The sequence below is a fragment of the Mycobacterium heidelbergense genome (genome assembly GCF_010730745.1).
Taxonomy (GTDB): domain Bacteria; phylum Actinomycetota; class Actinomycetes; order Mycobacteriales; family Mycobacteriaceae; genus Mycobacterium; species Mycobacterium heidelbergense.
In genome coordinates this window covers 3581630-3599879 of the sequence record NZ_AP022615.1, presented here as the reverse complement: position 1 = coordinate 3599879, position 18250 = coordinate 3581630, and the positions used below count along the sequence as shown (strand labels likewise).

14 protein-coding genes and 1 pseudogene are annotated in these 18250 nt (G+C 67.7%); 5 read left to right on the top strand and 10 right to left on the bottom strand.

Annotated features, from left to right (window positions below; all coding sequences use genetic code 11):
* Nucleotides 1–6 precede the first annotated feature (6 nt).
* The gene (locus G6N25_RS16960) at nucleotides 7–1029 is read right to left on the bottom strand and encodes an LLM class F420-dependent oxidoreductase (RefSeq protein ID WP_083077331.1); all 1023 of its coding nucleotides are present in this window, start codon (nucleotides 1027–1029) and stop codon (nucleotides 7–9) included.
* Between the two features lie 140 nt (nucleotides 1030–1169).
* Between G6N25_RS16960 and G6N25_RS16955 the strand changes: the two genes are divergently transcribed.
* The gene (locus G6N25_RS16955; RefSeq protein ID WP_083077330.1) at nucleotides 1170–2666 is read left to right on the top strand and encodes an acyl-CoA carboxylase subunit beta; all 1497 of its coding nucleotides are present in this window, start codon (nucleotides 1170–1172) and stop codon (nucleotides 2664–2666) included.
* A gap of 116 nt (nucleotides 2667–2782) precedes the next feature.
* Here the strand turns inward: G6N25_RS16955 and G6N25_RS16950 are convergent, their stop codons facing one another.
* Nucleotides 2783–3826 (bottom strand): TIGR03857 family LLM class F420-dependent oxidoreductase, encoded by a 1044-nt coding sequence (locus G6N25_RS16950; protein ID WP_083077328.1) that lies wholly within the window; start codon nucleotides 3824–3826, stop codon nucleotides 2783–2785.
* 71 nt (nucleotides 3827–3897) lie between these two features.
* Nucleotides 3898–4347, bottom strand: a complete 450-nt coding sequence (locus G6N25_RS16945) for a nuclear transport factor 2 family protein (RefSeq protein WP_083077327.1) — start codon at nucleotides 4345–4347, stop codon at nucleotides 3898–3900.
* A gap of 83 nt (nucleotides 4348–4430) precedes the next feature.
* On the opposite strand from G6N25_RS16945, the gene G6N25_RS16940 reads away from it, so the two are divergent.
* The gene (locus tag G6N25_RS16940; RefSeq protein WP_083077325.1) at nucleotides 4431–5423 is read left to right on the top strand and encodes a Rieske 2Fe-2S domain-containing protein; all 993 of its coding nucleotides are present in this window, start codon (nucleotides 4431–4433) and stop codon (nucleotides 5421–5423) included.
* Nucleotides 5420–6049 carry a cysteine hydrolase gene (locus tag G6N25_RS16935; protein ID WP_083077324.1) on the top strand — a complete coding sequence of 210 codons (630 nt, stop codon included), beginning with the start codon at nucleotides 5420–5422 and terminating at the stop codon, nucleotides 6047–6049. Before G6N25_RS16940 ends, G6N25_RS16935 begins: the two co-directional genes overlap by 4 nt.
* A gap of 121 nt (nucleotides 6050–6170) precedes the next feature.
* Here G6N25_RS16935 and G6N25_RS16930 read toward each other — a convergent pair.
* A pseudogene (locus G6N25_RS16930) lies at nucleotides 6171–7461 on the bottom strand (IS110 family RNA-guided transposase).
* Nucleotides 7462–7775: 314 nt separating this feature from the next.
* Between G6N25_RS16930 and G6N25_RS16925 the strand changes: the two are divergent.
* On the top strand, nucleotides 7776–9434 hold the full coding sequence (locus G6N25_RS16925) for an acyl-CoA synthetase (RefSeq protein ID WP_083073427.1): 1659 nt from the start codon (nucleotides 7776–7778) through the stop codon (nucleotides 9432–9434).
* A gap of 249 nt (nucleotides 9435–9683) precedes the next feature.
* On the opposite strand, the gene G6N25_RS16920 is transcribed toward G6N25_RS16925, so the two are convergent.
* Both G6N25_RS16920 and G6N25_RS16915 read right to left on the bottom strand, forming a co-directional pair.
* Nucleotides 9684–10739: an LLM class F420-dependent oxidoreductase gene (locus tag G6N25_RS16920; protein WP_083073428.1), complete on the bottom strand. Its 1056-nt coding sequence runs from the start codon at nucleotides 10737–10739 to the stop codon at nucleotides 9684–9686.
* On the bottom strand, nucleotides 10736–11965 hold the full coding sequence (locus tag G6N25_RS16915) for a cytochrome P450 (protein ID WP_083073543.1): 1230 nt from the start codon (nucleotides 11963–11965) through the stop codon (nucleotides 10736–10738). The genes G6N25_RS16920 and G6N25_RS16915 overlap by 4 nt, the downstream gene beginning before the upstream one ends.
* Before the next feature lie 254 nt (nucleotides 11966–12219).
* Here G6N25_RS16915 and G6N25_RS16910 point away from each other — a divergent pair, with 254 nt between their 5' ends.
* Nucleotides 12220–13365, top strand: coding sequence for a thiolase family protein (locus tag G6N25_RS16910; RefSeq protein ID WP_083073429.1), 1146 nt, complete (start codon nucleotides 12220–12222; stop codon nucleotides 13363–13365).
* 77 nt (nucleotides 13366–13442) lie between these two features.
* Here G6N25_RS16910 and G6N25_RS16905 read toward each other — a convergent pair whose 3' ends face one another.
* Genes G6N25_RS16905 through G6N25_RS16890 form a run of 4 tightly spaced genes read right to left on the bottom strand, consistent with a single transcriptional unit; the run spans nucleotide 13443 to nucleotide 18238 of the window.
* On the bottom strand, nucleotides 13443–14630 hold the full coding sequence (locus tag G6N25_RS16905) for an acyl-CoA dehydrogenase family protein (protein WP_083073430.1): 1188 nt from the start codon (nucleotides 14628–14630) through the stop codon (nucleotides 13443–13445).
* Between the two features lie 14 nt (nucleotides 14631–14644).
* Nucleotides 14645–15706, bottom strand: a complete 1062-nt coding sequence (locus G6N25_RS16900) for an acyl-CoA dehydrogenase family protein (protein ID WP_083073544.1) — start codon at nucleotides 15704–15706, stop codon at nucleotides 14645–14647.
* A gap of 4 nt (nucleotides 15707–15710) precedes the next feature.
* Complete coding sequence (locus G6N25_RS16895) at nucleotides 15711–16577, bottom strand: amidohydrolase family protein (protein ID WP_083073431.1); 867 nt, start codon at nucleotides 16575–16577, stop codon at nucleotides 15711–15713.
* Nucleotides 16574–18238, bottom strand: a complete 1665-nt coding sequence (locus tag G6N25_RS16890; protein ID WP_083073432.1) for an acyl-CoA synthetase — start codon at nucleotides 18236–18238, stop codon at nucleotides 16574–16576. Before G6N25_RS16890 ends, G6N25_RS16895 begins: the two co-directional genes overlap by 4 nt.
* Nucleotides 18239–18250: the final 12 nt, after the last annotated feature.

Genomic DNA, 18250 nt, shown 5'->3' with positions numbered 1-18250 from the left:
TCGTGCTCACTCGCGAAACTCCTTCAGTGCGGCGGTAATACAGTCCTGGGATGCGGTCGCAAAGATCGGCAGGACGCGGTCGACCGCGCCCTCGCAACGACTTCGAAGCGCGACGGCGATCGTGTCGACCGGGCCGGCGACGGCGAAAGCCGCCAGCATCTCGTCGTCGATGAGCGAGCCCATGGTGTCCCACTCCCCCTCCAGCGAGAGGCGGTGCAGTTCGGTGTGCGCATCGCCCCAGCCGTGCAGCTCGAGGACCTTGCGGTAGGCCGGCGTCGACCCGTAGAACGCGATCTGCTTGCGCACGGCGGCCGTCGCGGCCGCCAACTCGGCGTCGTTGGCGCCGGTCGCCACCATCACCTCGCAGGACACCTCGAAGTCGCCGCGAGCGCGGCCGGAGCGCCGCATGCCGCGCTCTAGCGCCGGCATCGTCACCTCGTCGAGGTAGCGCTTGGAGACCATCGGGTGACCGAGGTGACCGTCGGCGACCTCGCCGCACAGCTCGGTCATCGCCTCCCCGACGGCGGCGAGGAACACCTTCGGCGCCGAATAGGGTTGGGGCTCGGGCGTAAACATCGGGGTCATGATCTTGTGCGTGTAGAAGTCGCCCTCGAAGCGCAGCTTGGTGCCGTCCTTCCACGCCGACCAGATCGCATGCAGCGCGCCGACGAATTCGCGCATCCGGGGCGCTGGGTGGCTCCACGGCATGCTGAATCGCTTCTCGATGTGCGGCCGGATCTGGGTGCCCAGGCCGAGAATGAACCGGCCCTGCGAATACGCCTGCAGGTCCCAACCGATGTTGGCGACGGTCATGGGATTGCGCGCGAACGCCACCGCGATGTTGGTGCCCAGCTCCAGTCGCGACGTGTGTTCGGCGGCCAGCAGCAGCGGCAGAAACGGGTCGTGACTGGTTTCGGCGGTCCAGCCGCCGTCATAGCCGCCGCGTTCCAGAGCGACGGCCGCCTCGGTTGCTCGTTCGAGTCGATTGGGGATGCCCCCGTCGAGCTTGAGGCGGGGGGCGCTACCCATGCGGGTAACTTTACAGTAAGCAATCCAGTATGTGACCCTACTGGTCTAGTGGCGATCGCAAGCGCGGCGTAGCCGGGCGCAGTGGGTCGCCACCATCGGTCTAGGCGCGCGGCGAATCTCCCATGAGGTAGGACATAAGGATGACGAAAGCCCAGGATTGGGGGGAGACGCTCGACGATCTCGAGCGCCGCCGTGAGCGCGCATGGGGAATGGGCGGGCCCGAGCGGCTCGACAAGCACCGCGGCAAGGGCAAGCTCGACGCCCGCGCGCGCATCGAGCGGCTGCTGGACCCGGGCACGTTCCGCGAGCTCGGCACGCTGGTCGGCGGCGAGATCGCGGCCGACGGGCTCGTCGTCGGCTCCGGCTCGATCAACGGCTCGCCGGTGATGCTGGGCGCCGAGGACTTCACCACCATGGCCGGCAGCATCGGGCCCGGCGGCAACTCCAAGCGATACCGCATCGCCGAACTGGCGCTGCGCGACAAGATTCCGCTGGTGATGCTGCTCGAAGGCGCCGGCTTTCGTCCCACCGGTGGGCATTACGGGCGCAGCCCGACCGATCTGCTCGCCCAAGCGCAGTGCTCGGGCCGGGTCCCGACCGTCGCCGCCGTGCTCGGACCGTCGGCCGGACACGGCGCGCTGGTGGCTCCGGCGTGCGACTTCCGGATCATGAGTAGGCAGGGCGCGATCTTCACCGCGGGACCTCCCGTCGTCAAAGAGTCGACGGGCGAAGACATTTCCAAGGAAGACCTCGGCGGGCCGGACGTCGCCCTGCCCAGCGGGGTGATCCACAATGTCGCCGAGGACGACGAAGCCGTGCTCGGCGACATCCGGCACTATTTGTCCTACTTTCCGCCGAGCGCGTGGTCTTACCCTTCGCCGCTGCCGGCCTCCGAGGCGACCGGGCCACGAGCGACGCCGGAACTGCTCGACGTCGTCTCCCGCGACAACCGCCGCGTCTACGACATGCGCGCCGTGCTCGACGTGGTCTTCGACAGTCCCGACTGGTTCGAAGTGCAACCGCAGTTCGGCAGGGCGATCATCTGCGCGCTGGCCCATCTCGGCGGCCACCCGGTCGCGGTGGTGGCCAACCAGCCGCGGGTGCTGGCCGGCTCCATCGACGCCGACGCGGCCGACAAGGCGGCCCACTTCATCATGGTGGCCGACTCGTTTCACCTGCCGATCGTCTTCCTCGCCGACAACCCCGGCATGCTGCCCGGCAGCCGATCCGAGCGCAGCGGCGTGCTGCGTGCCGGCGCGCGGATGTTCGCCGCCCAGACAGCGGCCAGCACGTTGAAGCTGCACCTCACGCTGCGCAAGGCGTACGGCTTTGGCTCCATGGTCATGTCACTGCTGGGTTTCGACCATCAGGTCGCGACCTTCGCCTATCCGGGCGCGACGATGGGCGCGATGAGTGCCGCGGCTTTGAGCAGGGCGTCGCACGCCGGCGAAGACCTATCGGAGAAGCTGCGCAACGCCGAGCTGCAGGCGTCGTATCGGTCGGCCGAGGGGATGGGCTTCGACGAGCTGATCGATCCGCGCGAGACGCGCGACGCCCTGCTGGCTTCCCTGCTGCGCGGCCTGTCCAGCCGGCAGGCCGCCGCCGAGCCGGTGACCCGGACCGCCATCCTGCCCTAAGGTTTTTTGGCGCCTTGGCGCCTTGGCGCGAGCGTGCGTGTTTGTACACGACACGCCGGTGTTGCGTGGCATTCTGCGCACGCTCGGGGCGTCAGGCGCCGGCTCGCTAGGCGGCGTCAGGCGCCGGCTCGGTAGGCCGCGACGACGGGCGCGAGCTCGTCGGGCGTCGCGCCGTGCAGGATCACCGCGTCGGCCCCGTAGTCGAATTCCCCGCGGATGCGGTCCACGCACTGCTGGGCCGAGCCGGTGGCCGACGGTTCCAGCCATTCGTCGGGGATCAGCGTCGCGATGTGCTCGATCTGCTCGGGCGTGGCTTTGTGGTCGATCCCACCCGGGATCGACGTCACCACCGGGTCTGCCCGAAACCGTTGCAGCACAGCGGGATCCCAGCCGTTGGTCCGCACCAGCAGATCGCCGTATCCCTGCAGGTAGGTGGCCAGGCGCGCGACGGTCTTCTTCAGCCGCAGCTGCTCGGGAAGGTGGTCGCCGACGGTGGCGAAGCACGACCACACCCGCACGCTGTCGGGGTCGCGGCCGGCCTCTTCAGCCGCGGACTTGACGGTCCGCACGCAGCGCCGCAACGTCTCCGGCGTGAAGTAGGTGTGCAGGATGACGTCGTCGAACACCCGGCCGCCGAGCGCGAGCGTGTTGGGTCCGAAGGCCACCAGCGCCAAGCGAATGTCTTCGTCGAAGTCCGGGTCGAGAAACAGGATGGGGTACTTGCCCATCGGGCCGTCGTGGTTGACGATCACCTCGCCGCGCCACAGGCGGCGCATGACGTGGGCCCAGTCCTCCATCTGCGCGGTGGTGACCGCCGGGATGCCGAATGCGCCGTAGATCGCGGCGATGCCGCGGCCGATGCCCAGCGTGAACCGGCCGCCCGACAGGCGATGCATGGTGGTCGCCCAGGACGCGGTGATCAGCGGGTGGCGGGTGTTGTGATTGGTTGCGGCGGTGGCGATCTGCATCCGGGTGGTCACCGCGCACGCGGCGCCGGCGAGCGACGACGCTTCCTTGACGTTCCAACGCTCGGAGATGAATGCGGTGCCGAAGCCCAGCTCCTCGCCGCGGCGGGCCTCGTCCATCAACGTTGCCGGCCCGTCACCGCCGGCCCCGGCCAGCAGGTAGTAGCCCAGTTCGTCGAGCACGCGATCGGTCAATTCACCACTCCTTGCAGGAATCGCTCGGTGACCCGCATCGCCATTCGGCCGTGCCCGTGCGGCGCCGGGCTTCAGCCATCGTCGCCGCTGATCTTCAGGATGGTCCGGGTCAGATGCAGGGTCTTGATCCGCCAGGCGCCGTCTTGCTTTTCGTACGTCTCGTGATAGTGGCCGGCGCCGTGCAGCTCGCGGCCGTCGCCGAAGATGAGCAGGTCCTCCATCGCCCAGATGCCGGTCGCGGTGGTGGGCGAGGTCAGCGCGATCTCCGGGGTGTGGCAGTGGTGCATGGTGGCGACGTTCTCCAGGCCGCCCATCACCATCGGAACGAAGTTGTCGACGCCCTCGATCGGCGGCGCGGTCATCGGGTCGGCCCCGCCGGTGGAGACCGCCATGTCCAGGGTGACGACCACGTCGGTGGTGAACACGCCGCGCCAGGACTCGACGTCTTTGATGTCCAGGAACCGGCAGTAGCGCGCCTTGAGCTGACGGATCGCTTCCAGCTCGTCAGCCGCTCCACCCATTTCACTCCTTGCCGCGCATCGGCCGAACTGCTGAAATCTATACTGTAACGGATTTAGTATCAACGATCACGGGAGGCGCCGGCGTGAAAGTGCCGTTCACCTGGAAGGTCACCGGGTGGTTCATGGTCGGGTGGTCGCCCGAGTTCCCGATCGGCGAGGCGCGGCCGCTGCATTATTTCGGCGAGGATCTGGTCGCCTACCGCGACGACCAGGGTGAGCTGCACGTCCTGGAGGCGCACTGCAAACACCTCGGCGCGCACATCGGCCACGGCGGCAAGGTCGTCGGCGACTGCGTCGAGTGCCCGTTTCATGGTTGGCGCTGGGGCCCCGACGGCACCAACCGATACATTCCCTATCAGCCGGACCGGCCCAACCGCGCGCTGCGGCTGCGGGTGTTCCCGGTGGTCGAGCAGCACGACTGCGTGTTCATCTGGCATCAGCCGGAAGGCAAGGAGCCGCAGTGGGAAATGCCGGACATCTTCGGCAAATTCCCACAATTCGAGACCGATCCGGCGGCCTACTACCGGGCGTATCCGGAGTTCTCCCGACGCGCGGAGCGCGAACCGGTGCATCCGCAGATCGTGGCCGAAAATGCTCCCGACAGCGCCCATTTCGAGTACGTGCACCACGCCACGGTCACACCCAGGGTGCTGGACTGGAAGATCGTCGACCACGAATGGCAATTCATTGCGGGTTGGCCGGACGCGCGCAGCGATGACCCCGAGGATCTCGCGCTGCGATTCCACAGCCACCTGTTCGGTCTCGGCGGGGCGATCAGCGTCTTCGAGGGTGCGCAGAACCACCGGCTGATCTTCACCTGCACGCCGGTCGACGACGGGTGCTCGGACCTGTTCTACTCCATCTGGTGGCCACGGATCCCCGGCGACACAGCCGACGTGCCGCGCGGCGAACTGCGCGAGCTCATCGAAAGGCAGTTCCTGTCCACCGTCTTCGACGATCTGGAAGTCTGGCGCTACCAGAAGTACGTGGAACATCCGCCGCTGTCCAAGGTCGACGCGAAAGGCTATATGGCGCTGCGGAAGTGGGCGACTCAGTTCTACGACGTGCCGGCATGACGGCGCTCGACGACCTCGCGGCGCCCGGGCATACCGCGATCGTCACCCAGGAGTGCCAGGGCGCGGTCATCGGCCCGCACGCGGGGCTGGCGCTGCTCGCCGACGAGGCGCGCCGGGTCGCGCTGCCCAACATCGTGCGGCTGTTGCCGGCGGCGCGGGCGGCCGGGGTGCGCGTGGTGCACTGCCTGGTGCAACGACGGCCCGACGGGCTGGGCTCCAACCACAACGCCAAGATCTTCAGCCGGGGCCGCGGCCCCGGAAAAGGCTCCGTCGACGTCGCCCCCGGCACTGCCGGAGCCGCGCTGCTACCCGAATTGGGGCCCGAACCAAGCGATCTGGTCCTGAGTCGGTGGCATGGCGTCGGGCCGATGGGTGGCACCGACCTCGACGCCGTGCTGCGAAACCTCGGGGTGTCCACCATTGTGGTGGTCGGCGTCTCGCTGAACATCGCGATCCCCAACGTCGTGATGGACGCGGTCAACGCCGCCTATCGCGTCATCGTCCCGAAGGACGCCGTCGCCGGCATACCCGCCGAGTACGGCGCCGCCGTCATCGCCAACACGCTGTCGCTGCTGGCGACCATCACCACGACCGACGACCTGCTGCGGGTCTGGACGCGGCCATGACCGCCCCGAGTTGGTTGCGCGAGCAGACGCAGAATCGCACCGCGCAAGGCTTGCGCGTGCGATTCTGTGTCTCACTCGAAAATGTGGTGACCCGAAGCGGGTGAGTCGCTGGCCCCTGGTGTTAGGCGACTTCGGTGAGTGGTTCGAGGATGACGTTGTATCCCAGGGCTTCGAGCTGCTTGATGGCGTTGGCCTTGGTCTTGCTGGGGTGGTGGCGGGTGTAGTAGCCGGGGCCGGGGTCGCGGTAGAAAGCGCCGTTGATCAGCATGTTGTAGGCGTCGGTGAGCATCTTGTGTTCCAGGGCGACCAGGGCGATCATGCCCGCTGGTGAGCTGTGCTGGGCTTTGGTTCTGTTCCTGCGTTTTGGCTGGGGTGGGCGGCTGCCGGCGATGCGTCGGTAGCGGGCGTTGTAGTAGGTGTCTTTGCTGCGGGCCGCCGAGAGGGCCGCGACCCGAGGGCGGCTTTGAGGTAGCGGTTGCCCGCTCGGGTGGCCGCTGATTTGACCCGGCCCGCTGATTCGTTGCAACCGGGCACCACCCCAGCCCACGACGCCAGGTGCGCCGCAGTGGGAAACACGCTCATGTCCGCGCCGGTCTCGGCGATGAACACATCGGCCACGATCGTCGAAAAGCCCGGGATGCTCATGAGTAACTCCCGGATGGCTTGAAAGGGTTGGATCGCCTCCTCGATGCGTTCATCTAGGCGGGCGACGTCGGCGTCGTGGGCGTCGATGCGATCCAGATACAACCGCGTCATGAACGCGTGATGGTCGTTAAACCGCCCGCGCAGCTCCTCGGTGAGCGCGGGGATCTTCTCCCGCAGCCGTTGTTTGGCCAGATCAGCCAGCACCGCCGGATCGCGCTGCCCGGCGATCAGCGCCTCGAGCATCGCCCGCCCGGAGACCCCGACGATGTCAGAGGCCACCGCCGACAGTTTGATCCCGGCGTCTTCGAGCAGTTTCTCTAGCCGCTGAATCTCCTTGGTACGCGCCCGGGTGATCATGGTGCGCGCCCGCGTCAGATCGCGTAACTCCCGAATCGGCTGCGGCGGCACGAACGAGGCGCGTACCAGCCCGTGTGCGCCCAGGTCAGCCAGCCACATCGCATCCGAGACATCGGTCTTGCGGCCAGGCACATTACGCACCGCCTTAGCGTTGGCCAAGATCACCGGCAGCGCATCTTCAAGCAGGTAGTAAAACGGCTTCCAATAATCCGACGTCGATTCGATCACCACACAGCTGACCTGCTCAGCCAGCAGATGCTCGCGCAACGCCAGGATCTGGCTGGTGGTCGAACCCACGTGCTCACCGTCGTCGTGGTGGCGCGCCGACCCTGACCCTGAACCCGGACACAGACCTTGGCGTCCTTCTTGGAAACATCAAGGCCTGCACACCGCCGATGGACCACCTCCATGATCAATCACCTCATCATCTAGAACCTGTTGTTAATCAGCGTGTTCCGGGAAGAGTGAAAACAAACAGGAGTCTCACTCGCGTGCTCACAGGCAACAAACCACGGCCCCCGCACAACCACGGGGTACCCTTCGTCCCAAGCTGCTCGGCGTGCTCACGACAACACAGACGCAACGGGATCCACCGAAACACCCCTCCAGCGTCAACCCCGCCAGCACGCCAAGCAACCACCTAGCCACGCCGAACGACACCACCAAATTTTCATCCCCCACGGCGGGGCCTCAGCCCCCCAGATAGCTGCTCGGCGGAAAGGAAATAGTGGACAGCACGACGCAATTCACGGTGCCCGCCGTCGCGGAGGCCGTCGCCGCGGCGATTCCCGACCGTGACCTGGTGATCCGGGGCGAACGGCGTTACAGCTACGCGCAGATCCTCGAGCGGTCGAACCGGCTCGCCACGTATCTACGCTCGCGGGGCCTGGGATGCCACACCGAGCGCTCCGCGCTCGAGGGCCACGAGGTCGGTCAGGACCTGCTTGGCCTCTACGCGTACAACGGAAACGAATTCGTCGAGGCGTTGCTGGGCAGCTTCCAGGCGCGCGTGGCCCCCTTCAACGTCAACTACCGGTACGTCAAAAACGAGCTGCAGTATCTGCTGACGGACTCCGGGGCGACCGCCCTGCTCTACCATGCCGCGTTCGCGCCACGGGTGGCCGAGATCCTGCCGGACCTGCCGCGGCTGCGGGTCCTGATTCAGATCGCCGACGACTCGGGCAACGAGTTGCTCGACGGCGCAGTGGATTACGAGGCCGCCCTGGAATCCAGTTCGCCGGAACCTCCCGCGGTGCGGCACTCCCCCGATGACCTGTACGTCCTCTACACCGGTGGCACGACGGGGATGCCGAAGGGGGTACTCTGGCGCCAGCACGACATCTTCATGACGTCCTTCGGCGGGCGGAATCTCATGACCGGCGAGCCCTTTGGCTCCGTCGACGAGATCGTGGCCGGGGTGGTCGGGGGCCCGGGAACCAAGCTGATGATCTTGCCGCCGCTGATCCACGGCGCGGCCCAGTGGAGCGTGATGACGGCGATCACCACGGGGCAGTCCGTCGTTTTCCCTTCGGTCGTCGACCATTTGGACGCCGAGGACGTCGTGCGCACCATCGAGCGTGAGCGGGTGACGGTGGTGACGGTGGTCGGTGATGCGATGGCCCGACCGCTGGTGGCCGCCATCGAGAAGGGCATCGCGGACGTGTCGTCGTTGGCCGTGGTCGCCAACGGCGGCGCGCTGCTGACGCCGTTCGTCAAGCAACGCTTGATCGAAACTCTGCCGAACGCCGTCGTCGTCGACGGCGTCGGATCGTCGGAGACCGGGGCGCAGATGCACCACATGTCGCTGTCGGGGGCGGTGTCGACCGGCACCTTCAACGCCGGACCCGACACGTTCGTGGCGACCGAAGACCTGTTGTCGATTTTACGGCCGGGTCACGACGGCATGGGCTGGCTCGCGCAGCGGGGCTACGTTCCGCTGGGCTACAAGGGCGATGCGACCAAGACCGCCGAGACCTTCCCGGTGATCGAAGGGGTGCGCTACGCGGTACCCGGCGACCGCGCGCGCCACCGCGCCGACGGCGCGATCGAGCTGTTGGGCCGCGATTCGGTGACCATCAATTCCGGCGGCGAGAAGATCTTCGTCGAGGAGGTCGAAACCGCGATCGCGTCGCACCCCGCGGTGGGCGACGTGGTGGTCGCCGGGCGGCCGAGCGAGCGCTGGGGCCAGGAGGTCGTCGCCGTCGTCGCGCTCGCCGACGGCGCCCACGCCGACGCCGACGAGCTGATCGCACACGCCGCGCGGTCGCTGGCTCGCTACAAACTTCCCAAGGCGATCGTGTTCCGTCCGGTAATAGAGCGCAGCCCGTCGGGCAAGGCCGACTACCGGTGGGCACGCGAACAGGCCGGACAGGGGAATTCGTAACGGGCTCATCGGCATTAGCGTCGGATGGCTCGGTTTGGTATTCACGTAGGCCGCGGTGGGCCAAGGTGGCGCGTCAATCCCCAGGTGTCACATCGGTAACCAGCCGGCCGGCACACACCGATGTGCCCGCCTCCGAGCGACAGCCAACCGCACAGTCGCTCGGAGGCGGGCAGAGAAGTATGTGCCTCCGAAGCCGAGACGCGAGTGACACATGTGACCACCACGACGTCTCCGCCATGTCGAACCTTTCTAGCGCCGTGCCCCAGAACTGTCGTCCTGACGCAACTTTGCGACGACCCCCGCGACCACGTCCGACGGGAGGGCCGCCGGAAACGCCGGCATCACACGGTCGACCAGGCCATGACACCGGGCTCGTAGCGCGGCGGCGACCTCGTCGACTGGAGCGACTACCGCGAAGGCGCCCAGCACCTCGTCGTCGATCAGCGCGCCCATGGCATCCCACTCCCCGCGCAGGGACAACCGGTGCAGCTCGGTGTGCAGCTCGCCCCAGCCGTGCAAATCGAGCACCCTGCGGTAAGCCGGCGTCGACCCGTAGAAGGCGATCTGCTTTCTGGTGGCTGCCGCGGCGGCCGCCATCTCGGATTCGGTTCGCCCCGTCACGACAAACACCGGGCAGGACACCGCGACATCACCGCGCCCGCGACCGGACCGCCGCATGCCGGCAAGCAGTGCCGGCAGGGTCACCTCGTCCATGTACCGGCGGGTGGTGAACGCGTGGGCGATCAGGCCGTCGGCGACCTCACCACACATCCGGGTCATGGCTTCGCCGACGGCCGCCACGAATACCTTTGGTAGCGCACACGATAGCGGCTCGGGGGTAAACATCGGCGTCATGAGTTTGTGCGTGTAGAAATCACCCTCGAAGCTCAGCCGGGATCCGGCTTGCCAGCAGTCCCAGATGGCGCGCAGCGCCAGGACGAACTCGCGCATCCGCCGCACCGGCTGGCTCCAGGGCATGCTGAAGCGCTTCTCGATGTGGGCCTGGACCTGGGTACCCAGGCCGAGGATGAACCGGCCGTCCGAGTACGACTGAAGGTCCCACGCGACCGTGGCGACGGTCATGGGGTTGCGCGCGAACGCGACCGCGACGCCGGTGCCCAATTCGATCGTCGAGGTGTGCTCGGCCGCCAGCAGCATGGGCAAAAAGGGATCGTGGCTGATCTCACCGCACCAACATCCGTCGTAGCGCCGCCGCTCGAGCGCGGCCGCGGCCCCCGGCACGCGCGCAAGATCCATGGGGATGCCCCCATCGATCTTGATTGCGGCAGTTGACATTGCCGTCATCGCGAACGCGACACGCCGGTTCGCAACCCGCCGCGGACCGGCACGTTGCTCCAGCCCGCCACGTTCTGCATGTTGACCCGCTTGCAGCCCGCCCAATCGACCTCGTAGCGAGGCATGAAATCCAGCATCCGGTCCAGCGCGATCACGCTCTCCATGCGCGCCAGGGCGGCACCGAGGCAGCTGTGGATGCCGTAGCCGAAGCCCAGATTCTGCGCCTGAGTACGGTCGCGATCGATGTCGAAGGCGTCGGGATCGGTCCACGCCAACGGATCCCGGTTGGCCGAACCGCCGACCAGGAACACCGGTTTGCCGGCGGGGATCGTCACACCGTGCAGCGTGACCTCGCGCAACGAGCACCGCACGTTGTACTGCGCGGGCGCCTCGTAACGCAGCAGCTCCTCGACGGCCAGCGGGATCTTGCCGCGGTCGTCGAGCAGTTTCTGCCACTGGTCGGGATTCTTCGCGAACACCACCGCGGCGTTGCCCAGCAGTTTGGTCACGGTCTCGGCGCCGGCACCGCCCAATAGCGTGGCGAATTCGGTGATTTCGACGTTGTCGAGCGGCGTCATCTCGCCGTTGTCGCGTTCGATCTCCGATTCGATCAGCTTGCTCAGCAGATCGTCGCCCAGATTCTCGCGGCGTTGCTTGATGAGCCGGTAATAGTAGATGGCCATGTCGATGGCGGACTTTTGACCCGCCTCGCTCATCTCGACCTCACCGGGGCCGCGGTGCAGCAGGTCGTCGATCCATAGCCGGATCTGTTGGCGATCGTCCTCCGGCACGCCCTGCAGCGTGGCCATCACGTCGACGGGAAACAGCGCCGAGAAGTCCTGGACAAAGTCGAAACCTTCCGGATTCACCGCCGACAGATGCTTGTCGACCACGTCGGCGACCAACGGCCGCAACGCCTGGATTGCGCGCGGGGTGAACACCTTGTTCAACAGGCTGCGCATGCGGCGGTGCGCGGGCGGGTCCATGGCGATGATCGATCCGTGCTCGGTCACGTGGCCCTTGCGCACCTGGGCGAGGTCCACCCCGTAGGCCGACGAGTAGGTCTCGTGGTCCTTGAACGCGGCGGCCACGTCTTCATGGCGGGTCAGTGCGTAGAAGTCGTACTCCTGGCTGTAGTAGACGGGAGCTTCCTCACGCATCCGGCGGTAGGTCTCGTAAGGGCTGTTGAAGAAGTCCTCGGAGAACGGGTCGAAAAGCACCGTGGCGGTGGTCATGCGCTCGCCCCCCATCCGTGCGTCGAACTCGCGCGCGCACCGGGCCGATCCTTGGGCGCACCGTCGACGGCCAACTCCGATGTGGTCATCTCCTGTCCCTTCCCAGCTCGCTAGGGGGCGTCGCCAGGCCCATTCGGCACGATCTACGGTAATGGTTACAGTAGTATAGACAAGTATTTCTGGCATCGTTACGGTCAAGCCGCCGGATCGGTCAAGAACGCCGACAGCGGACCGGCAGGAAAGCGGGAAGCGCAATGAACGACGTGGCCATCATCGGCGTGGGCCTGCACCCCTTCGGCCGATTCGAAGGAAAGACGGCGATGCGGATGGGCGTCGACGCCATCTTCGCCGCGGTCGAGGACGCCGGCGTGCAATGGGGTGATGTCCAAGCGGCCACCGGTGGCAGCTGGACGGTGGCCAACCCGGACGCGATCGTCGGGATGGTCGGCCTGTCCGGGATTCCGTTCACCAACGTCTTCAACGCCTGCGCCACGGCGGCCAGCGCGGCCAAGGCCTGTGCCGACGGGATTCGGCTGGGCGACTACGACATCGGCGTCGCCGTCGGACTGGACAAGCACCCCAAGGGGGCGTTCACCGAGGATCCCGCGCTGGTCGGAATGCCGCGCTGGTACGCCGAGAACGGCCAGTACCTCACCACCAAGTTCTTCGGCATGAAGGCCAACCGCTACCTGCATGACCATGGCATTTCCCAGCGAACCCTGGCCAGGGTGGCCGCCAAGAACTTCCGCAACGGCGCGCTGAACCCGAACGCGTTCCGGCGCAAGCCGATCCCCGAGGATGAAATCCTCAACTCGGCGATGCTCAACTATCCGCTCACCCAGTACATGTTCTGCGCGCCGGACGAGGGCGCGGCGGCGGTGGTGATGTGCCGGGCCGACATCGCCCGCCGCTACACGGACAAGCCCGTCTATCTGAAGGCGGTCGAGGTGCGCACGCGCAGATACGGCGCCTACGAGGTGAACACCACCTTCGCCCCGGTCGAGGAGGACGTCGCACCCACCGTGTATGCCGCCATGGCCGCCTTCGAGAGGGCCGGCGTCGGCCCGGACGACGTGGACGTGATCCAGTTGCAGGACACCGACGCCGGCGCGGAGATCATCCACATGGCCGAGTGCGGTTTCTGCGCCGACGGCGATCAGGAAAAGCTGCTCGCCGACGGCGCCACCGAGATCGGCGGTTCGATGCCGGTCAACACCGACGGCGGCCTGATCGCCAACGGCGAGCCGATCGGCGCGTCGGGCCTGCGCCAAATCCACGAGATCGTCCGACAGCTGCGCGGTCAGGCCGGGGATCGTCAGGTTCCGGGCAAACCCAGGGTCGGCTTCACCCAGCTCTACGGGGCGCCGGGCACGGCCGCGGCGACCATCCTGACCACCTGAAACTTTCACCGCCGAGCAGACACAGACTCGCATCGATTCGCGCGATCGTGTGCGAGTCTGTGTCTGCTCGCGGGCTGCTATTTTCCGGCCGGCGCCGCGTAGTTGGGCTTGCCGAGGCCCAGCGCATGCTGGGCGATCATGTTGCGGAAGACCTCCAGGGTGCCGCCGTAGATCCCGGCCAGCGGGGCGAATCGGTAGAGATATTCCGCGGCCCCGTCGTCGGCGGCGCCGTCGGTGTCGACGGGCAGGGCGGAGGCGGGCCCGGCGATGTCCATCAGGTCCGGCGCGATGTCGCGCATGGCCTGCGCCTGCGCGACGCGGCCGAAGATGCTCGGGGTCGACAGGGCCGCCTCCACGCGGGCGACGCTGCGGCCCAGCCGGTATGCCACCGACCCGTCGTCGACCGGGCGTGCGCCGTCCGGGCCCGGTCGTGCGACCGTGGCCGCCACCGCGTCCACCGCCGCGGACATGAACCCGGCCTGGTGCGCCATGATCGCGACGTCCTGCAACCCGTCCGGTGCCGCGGCGACCGCGCCGTGTTCGGTGTCCAAGGGCCCGCGCAGCACGGTCCAGCCGCCGTTGACCTCACCGAGCAGGTACTTGTCGTCGACCCGGACGTCGCTGTAGTACACGATGTTGGTGCGGTCGCCGTCGACGGTGCGGATGCCCTGGATCTCGATTCCCGGCAGGTCGAGGGGCACCAGAAACATGGTGAGGCTCTTGTGTTTTGGGGCGTCCGGGTCGGTGTTGGTGATGAGGAAGACGTACTGGCAGTTGTGCGCGCCGGTGGTGAACATCTTCGAGCCATTGATGATCCACTGGTCGCCGTCGCGCACCGCCCGGGTCTTGCAGGTCGCGACGTCGGATCCGCCCTCGGGCTCGGTGTAGCCCAGGCACATTCGCACGTGCCCGCTGAAGACCTTGGGCAGCACCTCCTCGACGAGTTCGGGCCTGCCGAACGTCGCGACGGCGCGCGCCACCATCGCCGTCGTACCCCAGGTCACCCAGGGCGTATGCACCCGGCGCTTCTCGAGCTCCCAGATGCGGCGGCGAACCCGGCTGAATCCGCCTTCGGCCGCCGGCTTCCACTCCTTCTCCAGGTAGCCGGCCGCGCCGATCGCCAGGTGCACGCCCTCGTCGAAGTTGTCCCCGGTTTCGCGGTCGCGCCGGCGAACCTCGTCGGTCACGTGCTCGGCGAGGAAGGCCCGCACCTCCGCGAGGAACGCCGTGTCGTCGTCGTCGAGTGCTACGCGGCTGAAATCCATTGTTCGATAATCCTTTACACGGAGACGGGTGAGATCGCGGCGGCGCTTTCGCGTTCGGCGACGTGCCGCCCCACGTGCCTGGCCGTGACACCGGGATCGCCCCCGGCCAGCGCCCAGCCGCGGGCCCGCACCAGATACGCCGTCGCCGCGGCTTCCGTGGACACCCCGAGGCCGCCCTGGATGTGCACCGCCATGGTGGCCGCCTTGGCCGCTTCCTCGGCCATGAACACGAACGCGCAGCCGGGCAGTTCCGGGCGCTCGCCGGGCTCGTTGTCGAGGAACCAGGCGGCGCGCCGGGCGAGGTTACGGCCGCCCTGCACGACGATCGCCATGTTGGCCAGCGGATGCGAGATCGCCTGCAGCGTCGAGATCGGAACGCCAAGCGTGTACCGGGATTTCGCGAACTCGGCCGCGATGGTCATCGCCTGCTCGACCAGGCCGGCCAGCGCCGCGGCCGTCAGCAGCCGCCACTCGTCGAGCGCGCGACGGTGCGCCGCAACGGCTTCGGGGCCCGAACCCAGCACGGTCCGCGAATCGGCCGCGCCGGGGTCCACCCAGGCCATCGGCAGCTGGCCGATGTTGGGCACCCGCGCGGGCCGGGGGGCGAACGTCAACAGGACCACCTTGTCGCCGTCGCGGACGACGAGGCCGTCGGCGACCGCCGCCGAGGGGACGAGTCGCGGCCCCGCGACGGGTTCCGGTGCGGCGTCGAGCCCCAGAATCCGGCCGCCCTCGATCACGTCGGCCTCGACGGCGCCGAGTCGTTCGGCCAGCCGCGCGGCGCACACGTGGTCGATCCAGGGCACCGGGGCCAGCGCCCGGCCCAGCTCCTCGGCGACGAGCGCGAGATCCACCAGGGTCGCCCCGTCACCGCCGGCGTCCTCGCCGACCGCCATGGAGGTTGCGCCCATGGCGCACAACCGCTCCCACAGGCTCTTGTCGAACCCGGTGTCCTGCGCGGCCCACACCGTCTCGATCGGGCAGTGGGCCTCCAGCAGCTGGCGGTAGGCGGCCTGCAGGGCCTTGTGGTCCTCGGTCAGGCTGTAGTCCTGCCGGCGTAACTCGTAGCGATCCATCGCCTCACCGCTCCTGATTCTGGTCGGGCCGCGCGCCACCGCCGAAGAAGAACTCGTTGGCGTTGTTGTAGAGGTAATTGTCAAGGACTTCCGGGGGCAGGTCGAGGGCGTTGGCCTCGGGAATCACGCGATGCTGGCGCAGCACCGGCCAGTCGGAGGCGAAGATCACCTTGTCGGGGCCCCGGGTGCGCATGTAGTGGATGAGGCTGTCCGGCAACCGCTTCGGCGACCACGCCGAGGTCATCAGGCGCAGGTTCCGGTATTTGATCAGCATCCGGATCGCGACGTCCCACCAGGGATCCGCGCCGTGGATCATGCACAGCTTCAGCTCCGGGAAGCGCACGCACACCCGGTCGAGGTGGATCGGGTTCTGCACCTCGCCGGGGATGGGCGGCCCCGGGATGCCGGTGTTGACGCACAGCGGCAGGCCGATCTCGGCGCACTTGGCATACAGCGGGTAGTACACGGCGTCGCTGGGCGGGTACTGGCCGTCGGCCCAGAAGCTGGGACCCACCACGGCGTAGGCCACCGGCAGGTCGGCCGCCGTCGAGGCCAGCTGCCGCAGCGACGCCACCGGACGCAGCAGGTTGACGCCCCCCATGGCCAGCGCGAAACGGTCCGGGCGCGCATCGACGAACTTGCGGGCGGTCACCGACGGCTTGGCCAGGTTGTCCATCAGGATGGCCTTTTCGACGCCGTGTTCGTCCATCTCGCCGAGCAACTCCGACAGGTCCACGGGGTCGAACATCGACGCGGGGCCCTTGAAGTAGTCGTCGCGGACCTTCGTCATGAACTCCGGTTGCACCTCTGTCTCGCCGAAGTGCACATTGACCAGGCAGTCGATGGCCGGTCGGGCGGAACCATGCGTCATTGTCGAGTTGTCCTTGCGCTCCCCGGGGCGCCGGCGACGTTCGTCGACGCCGGAACTAGCTGTGTCGCTGTCTGTTTGGCCCATCGGTAGTCGGCCTTGCCGTTGCCCAGCCTGCGCACCCGGTCGACCGCGATGAACGCCTTGGGCGCCTTGAACCTCGCCAGCTCGGCCGTGCAGTGCGCGTGCAGCGCCGCGTCGTCGGGCTCGGCTCCGTCGCGCGGCTCGATCAGGGCGACGACTTCCTGTCCCCAGCGCTCGCTTTCGCGGCCCACCACCACCGCGTCGGCGACGGCGGGGTGCGCGCGCAGCACCTCTTCGACCTCCTCCGCGAAGACTTTCTCGCCGCCGGTGTTGACCACCAACGAATCCCGGCCGAACAGCCGCAGCGTGCCGTCGGGGTCGACGCTGGCGCGGTCGCCGGATATCACCACCCGCTGCCCCCGCACCACCGGGAACGTCTCGGCGGTCGCGGCCGGATCGTCGAAGTAGCCCAACGGGATGCGACCGGTGCGGGCCACCCAGCCGACCTCGGGTTCGCCCGGCTGGAGGAACCGGGTGTAGTCCTCGGACACCACCAGGCCGCCGGGCCGGAACGTGAAGGTATCCGCGTGGGCGCCCAGCCTGCTGCGCCCGAAACCCATGTTCCCCGTCTCCGAGGAGCCGTAGCCGTTGATCAGCGTGATGTGCGGCAGGTATTTCAGCAGGGCCCGTTGGTATTTGAGGTTGGTCGCCGCCCCGCCGGTGCCGATCGCGAACAGCGACGACAGGTCGTAGCCGCGGCGGCCGAGTTCCTCCACCACCGGCCCCGCGTAGGCGTCTCCCACCATCGTCATCATGCCGACCCTTTCACGTTCGGCGGTCTGCAGCGCCGACGCCGGGTCGAACTTCCGCCGGGTGTCGTAGAGGACGGCCGTCTGACCCGACAGGATCGCCGAAAAGGCGGTCCACATGCCGGCGGCATGCATCAGCGGCGACACCGCGAACCACGGCGGTCCGGCGTTCCGTACCTTCCGGTGGATCTCGTCGACGGCCGCGTGGTCGTCGCCGTTCATCGACATCACGTAGATGTCGGACTGCCGCCAGAGCACACCCTTGGGCCGGCCGGTCGTCCCGCCGGTGCAGATCATCAGCAGGTCATCCGGTGACGGCGTGTTGCCGTGGTCGGAATCGCCTTGCGCCAGCGCGTCTTCCAGCGTGACGGCGCCGGCCAGCTCGGGGTAGTCGCTGCCGTCGTCGACCGAGATCAACAGGTCGGCGCCCACGCAGGGCAGGACGTCGGCGAACTTGGCGCCCAGACCGCGGTGGTAGACGATGCCGCGGGGCTTGACGTAGGCCAGCAGGTCGGCGACCTCCCGCGGCGTGTAGTAGTGGTTGACGTTGACCGGCACCACCCGGGCCTTCAGGCACGCGACGACCATGTCGGGGTACAGGTCGTTGTACATGATCAGCGCCACGCGGTCCTGGCCGCACTCCCAGTTGCCGAGCGCGTCGCGCTCGGTGTGTGCGCCGAAGCCGTTGTGCGCCAGGTAGTTAGCGAGCCGACGGGTCCGGTCCGCGGACTCGGCGAAGGTGCTTCTTCGGGCCCCGCAGATGGTCATCACCCGGTCGGGGACGGCGTCGGCGACCGCATCCAGGACCGCCCCGATCGTCCATTCGCTCATCGGCGGCACCCC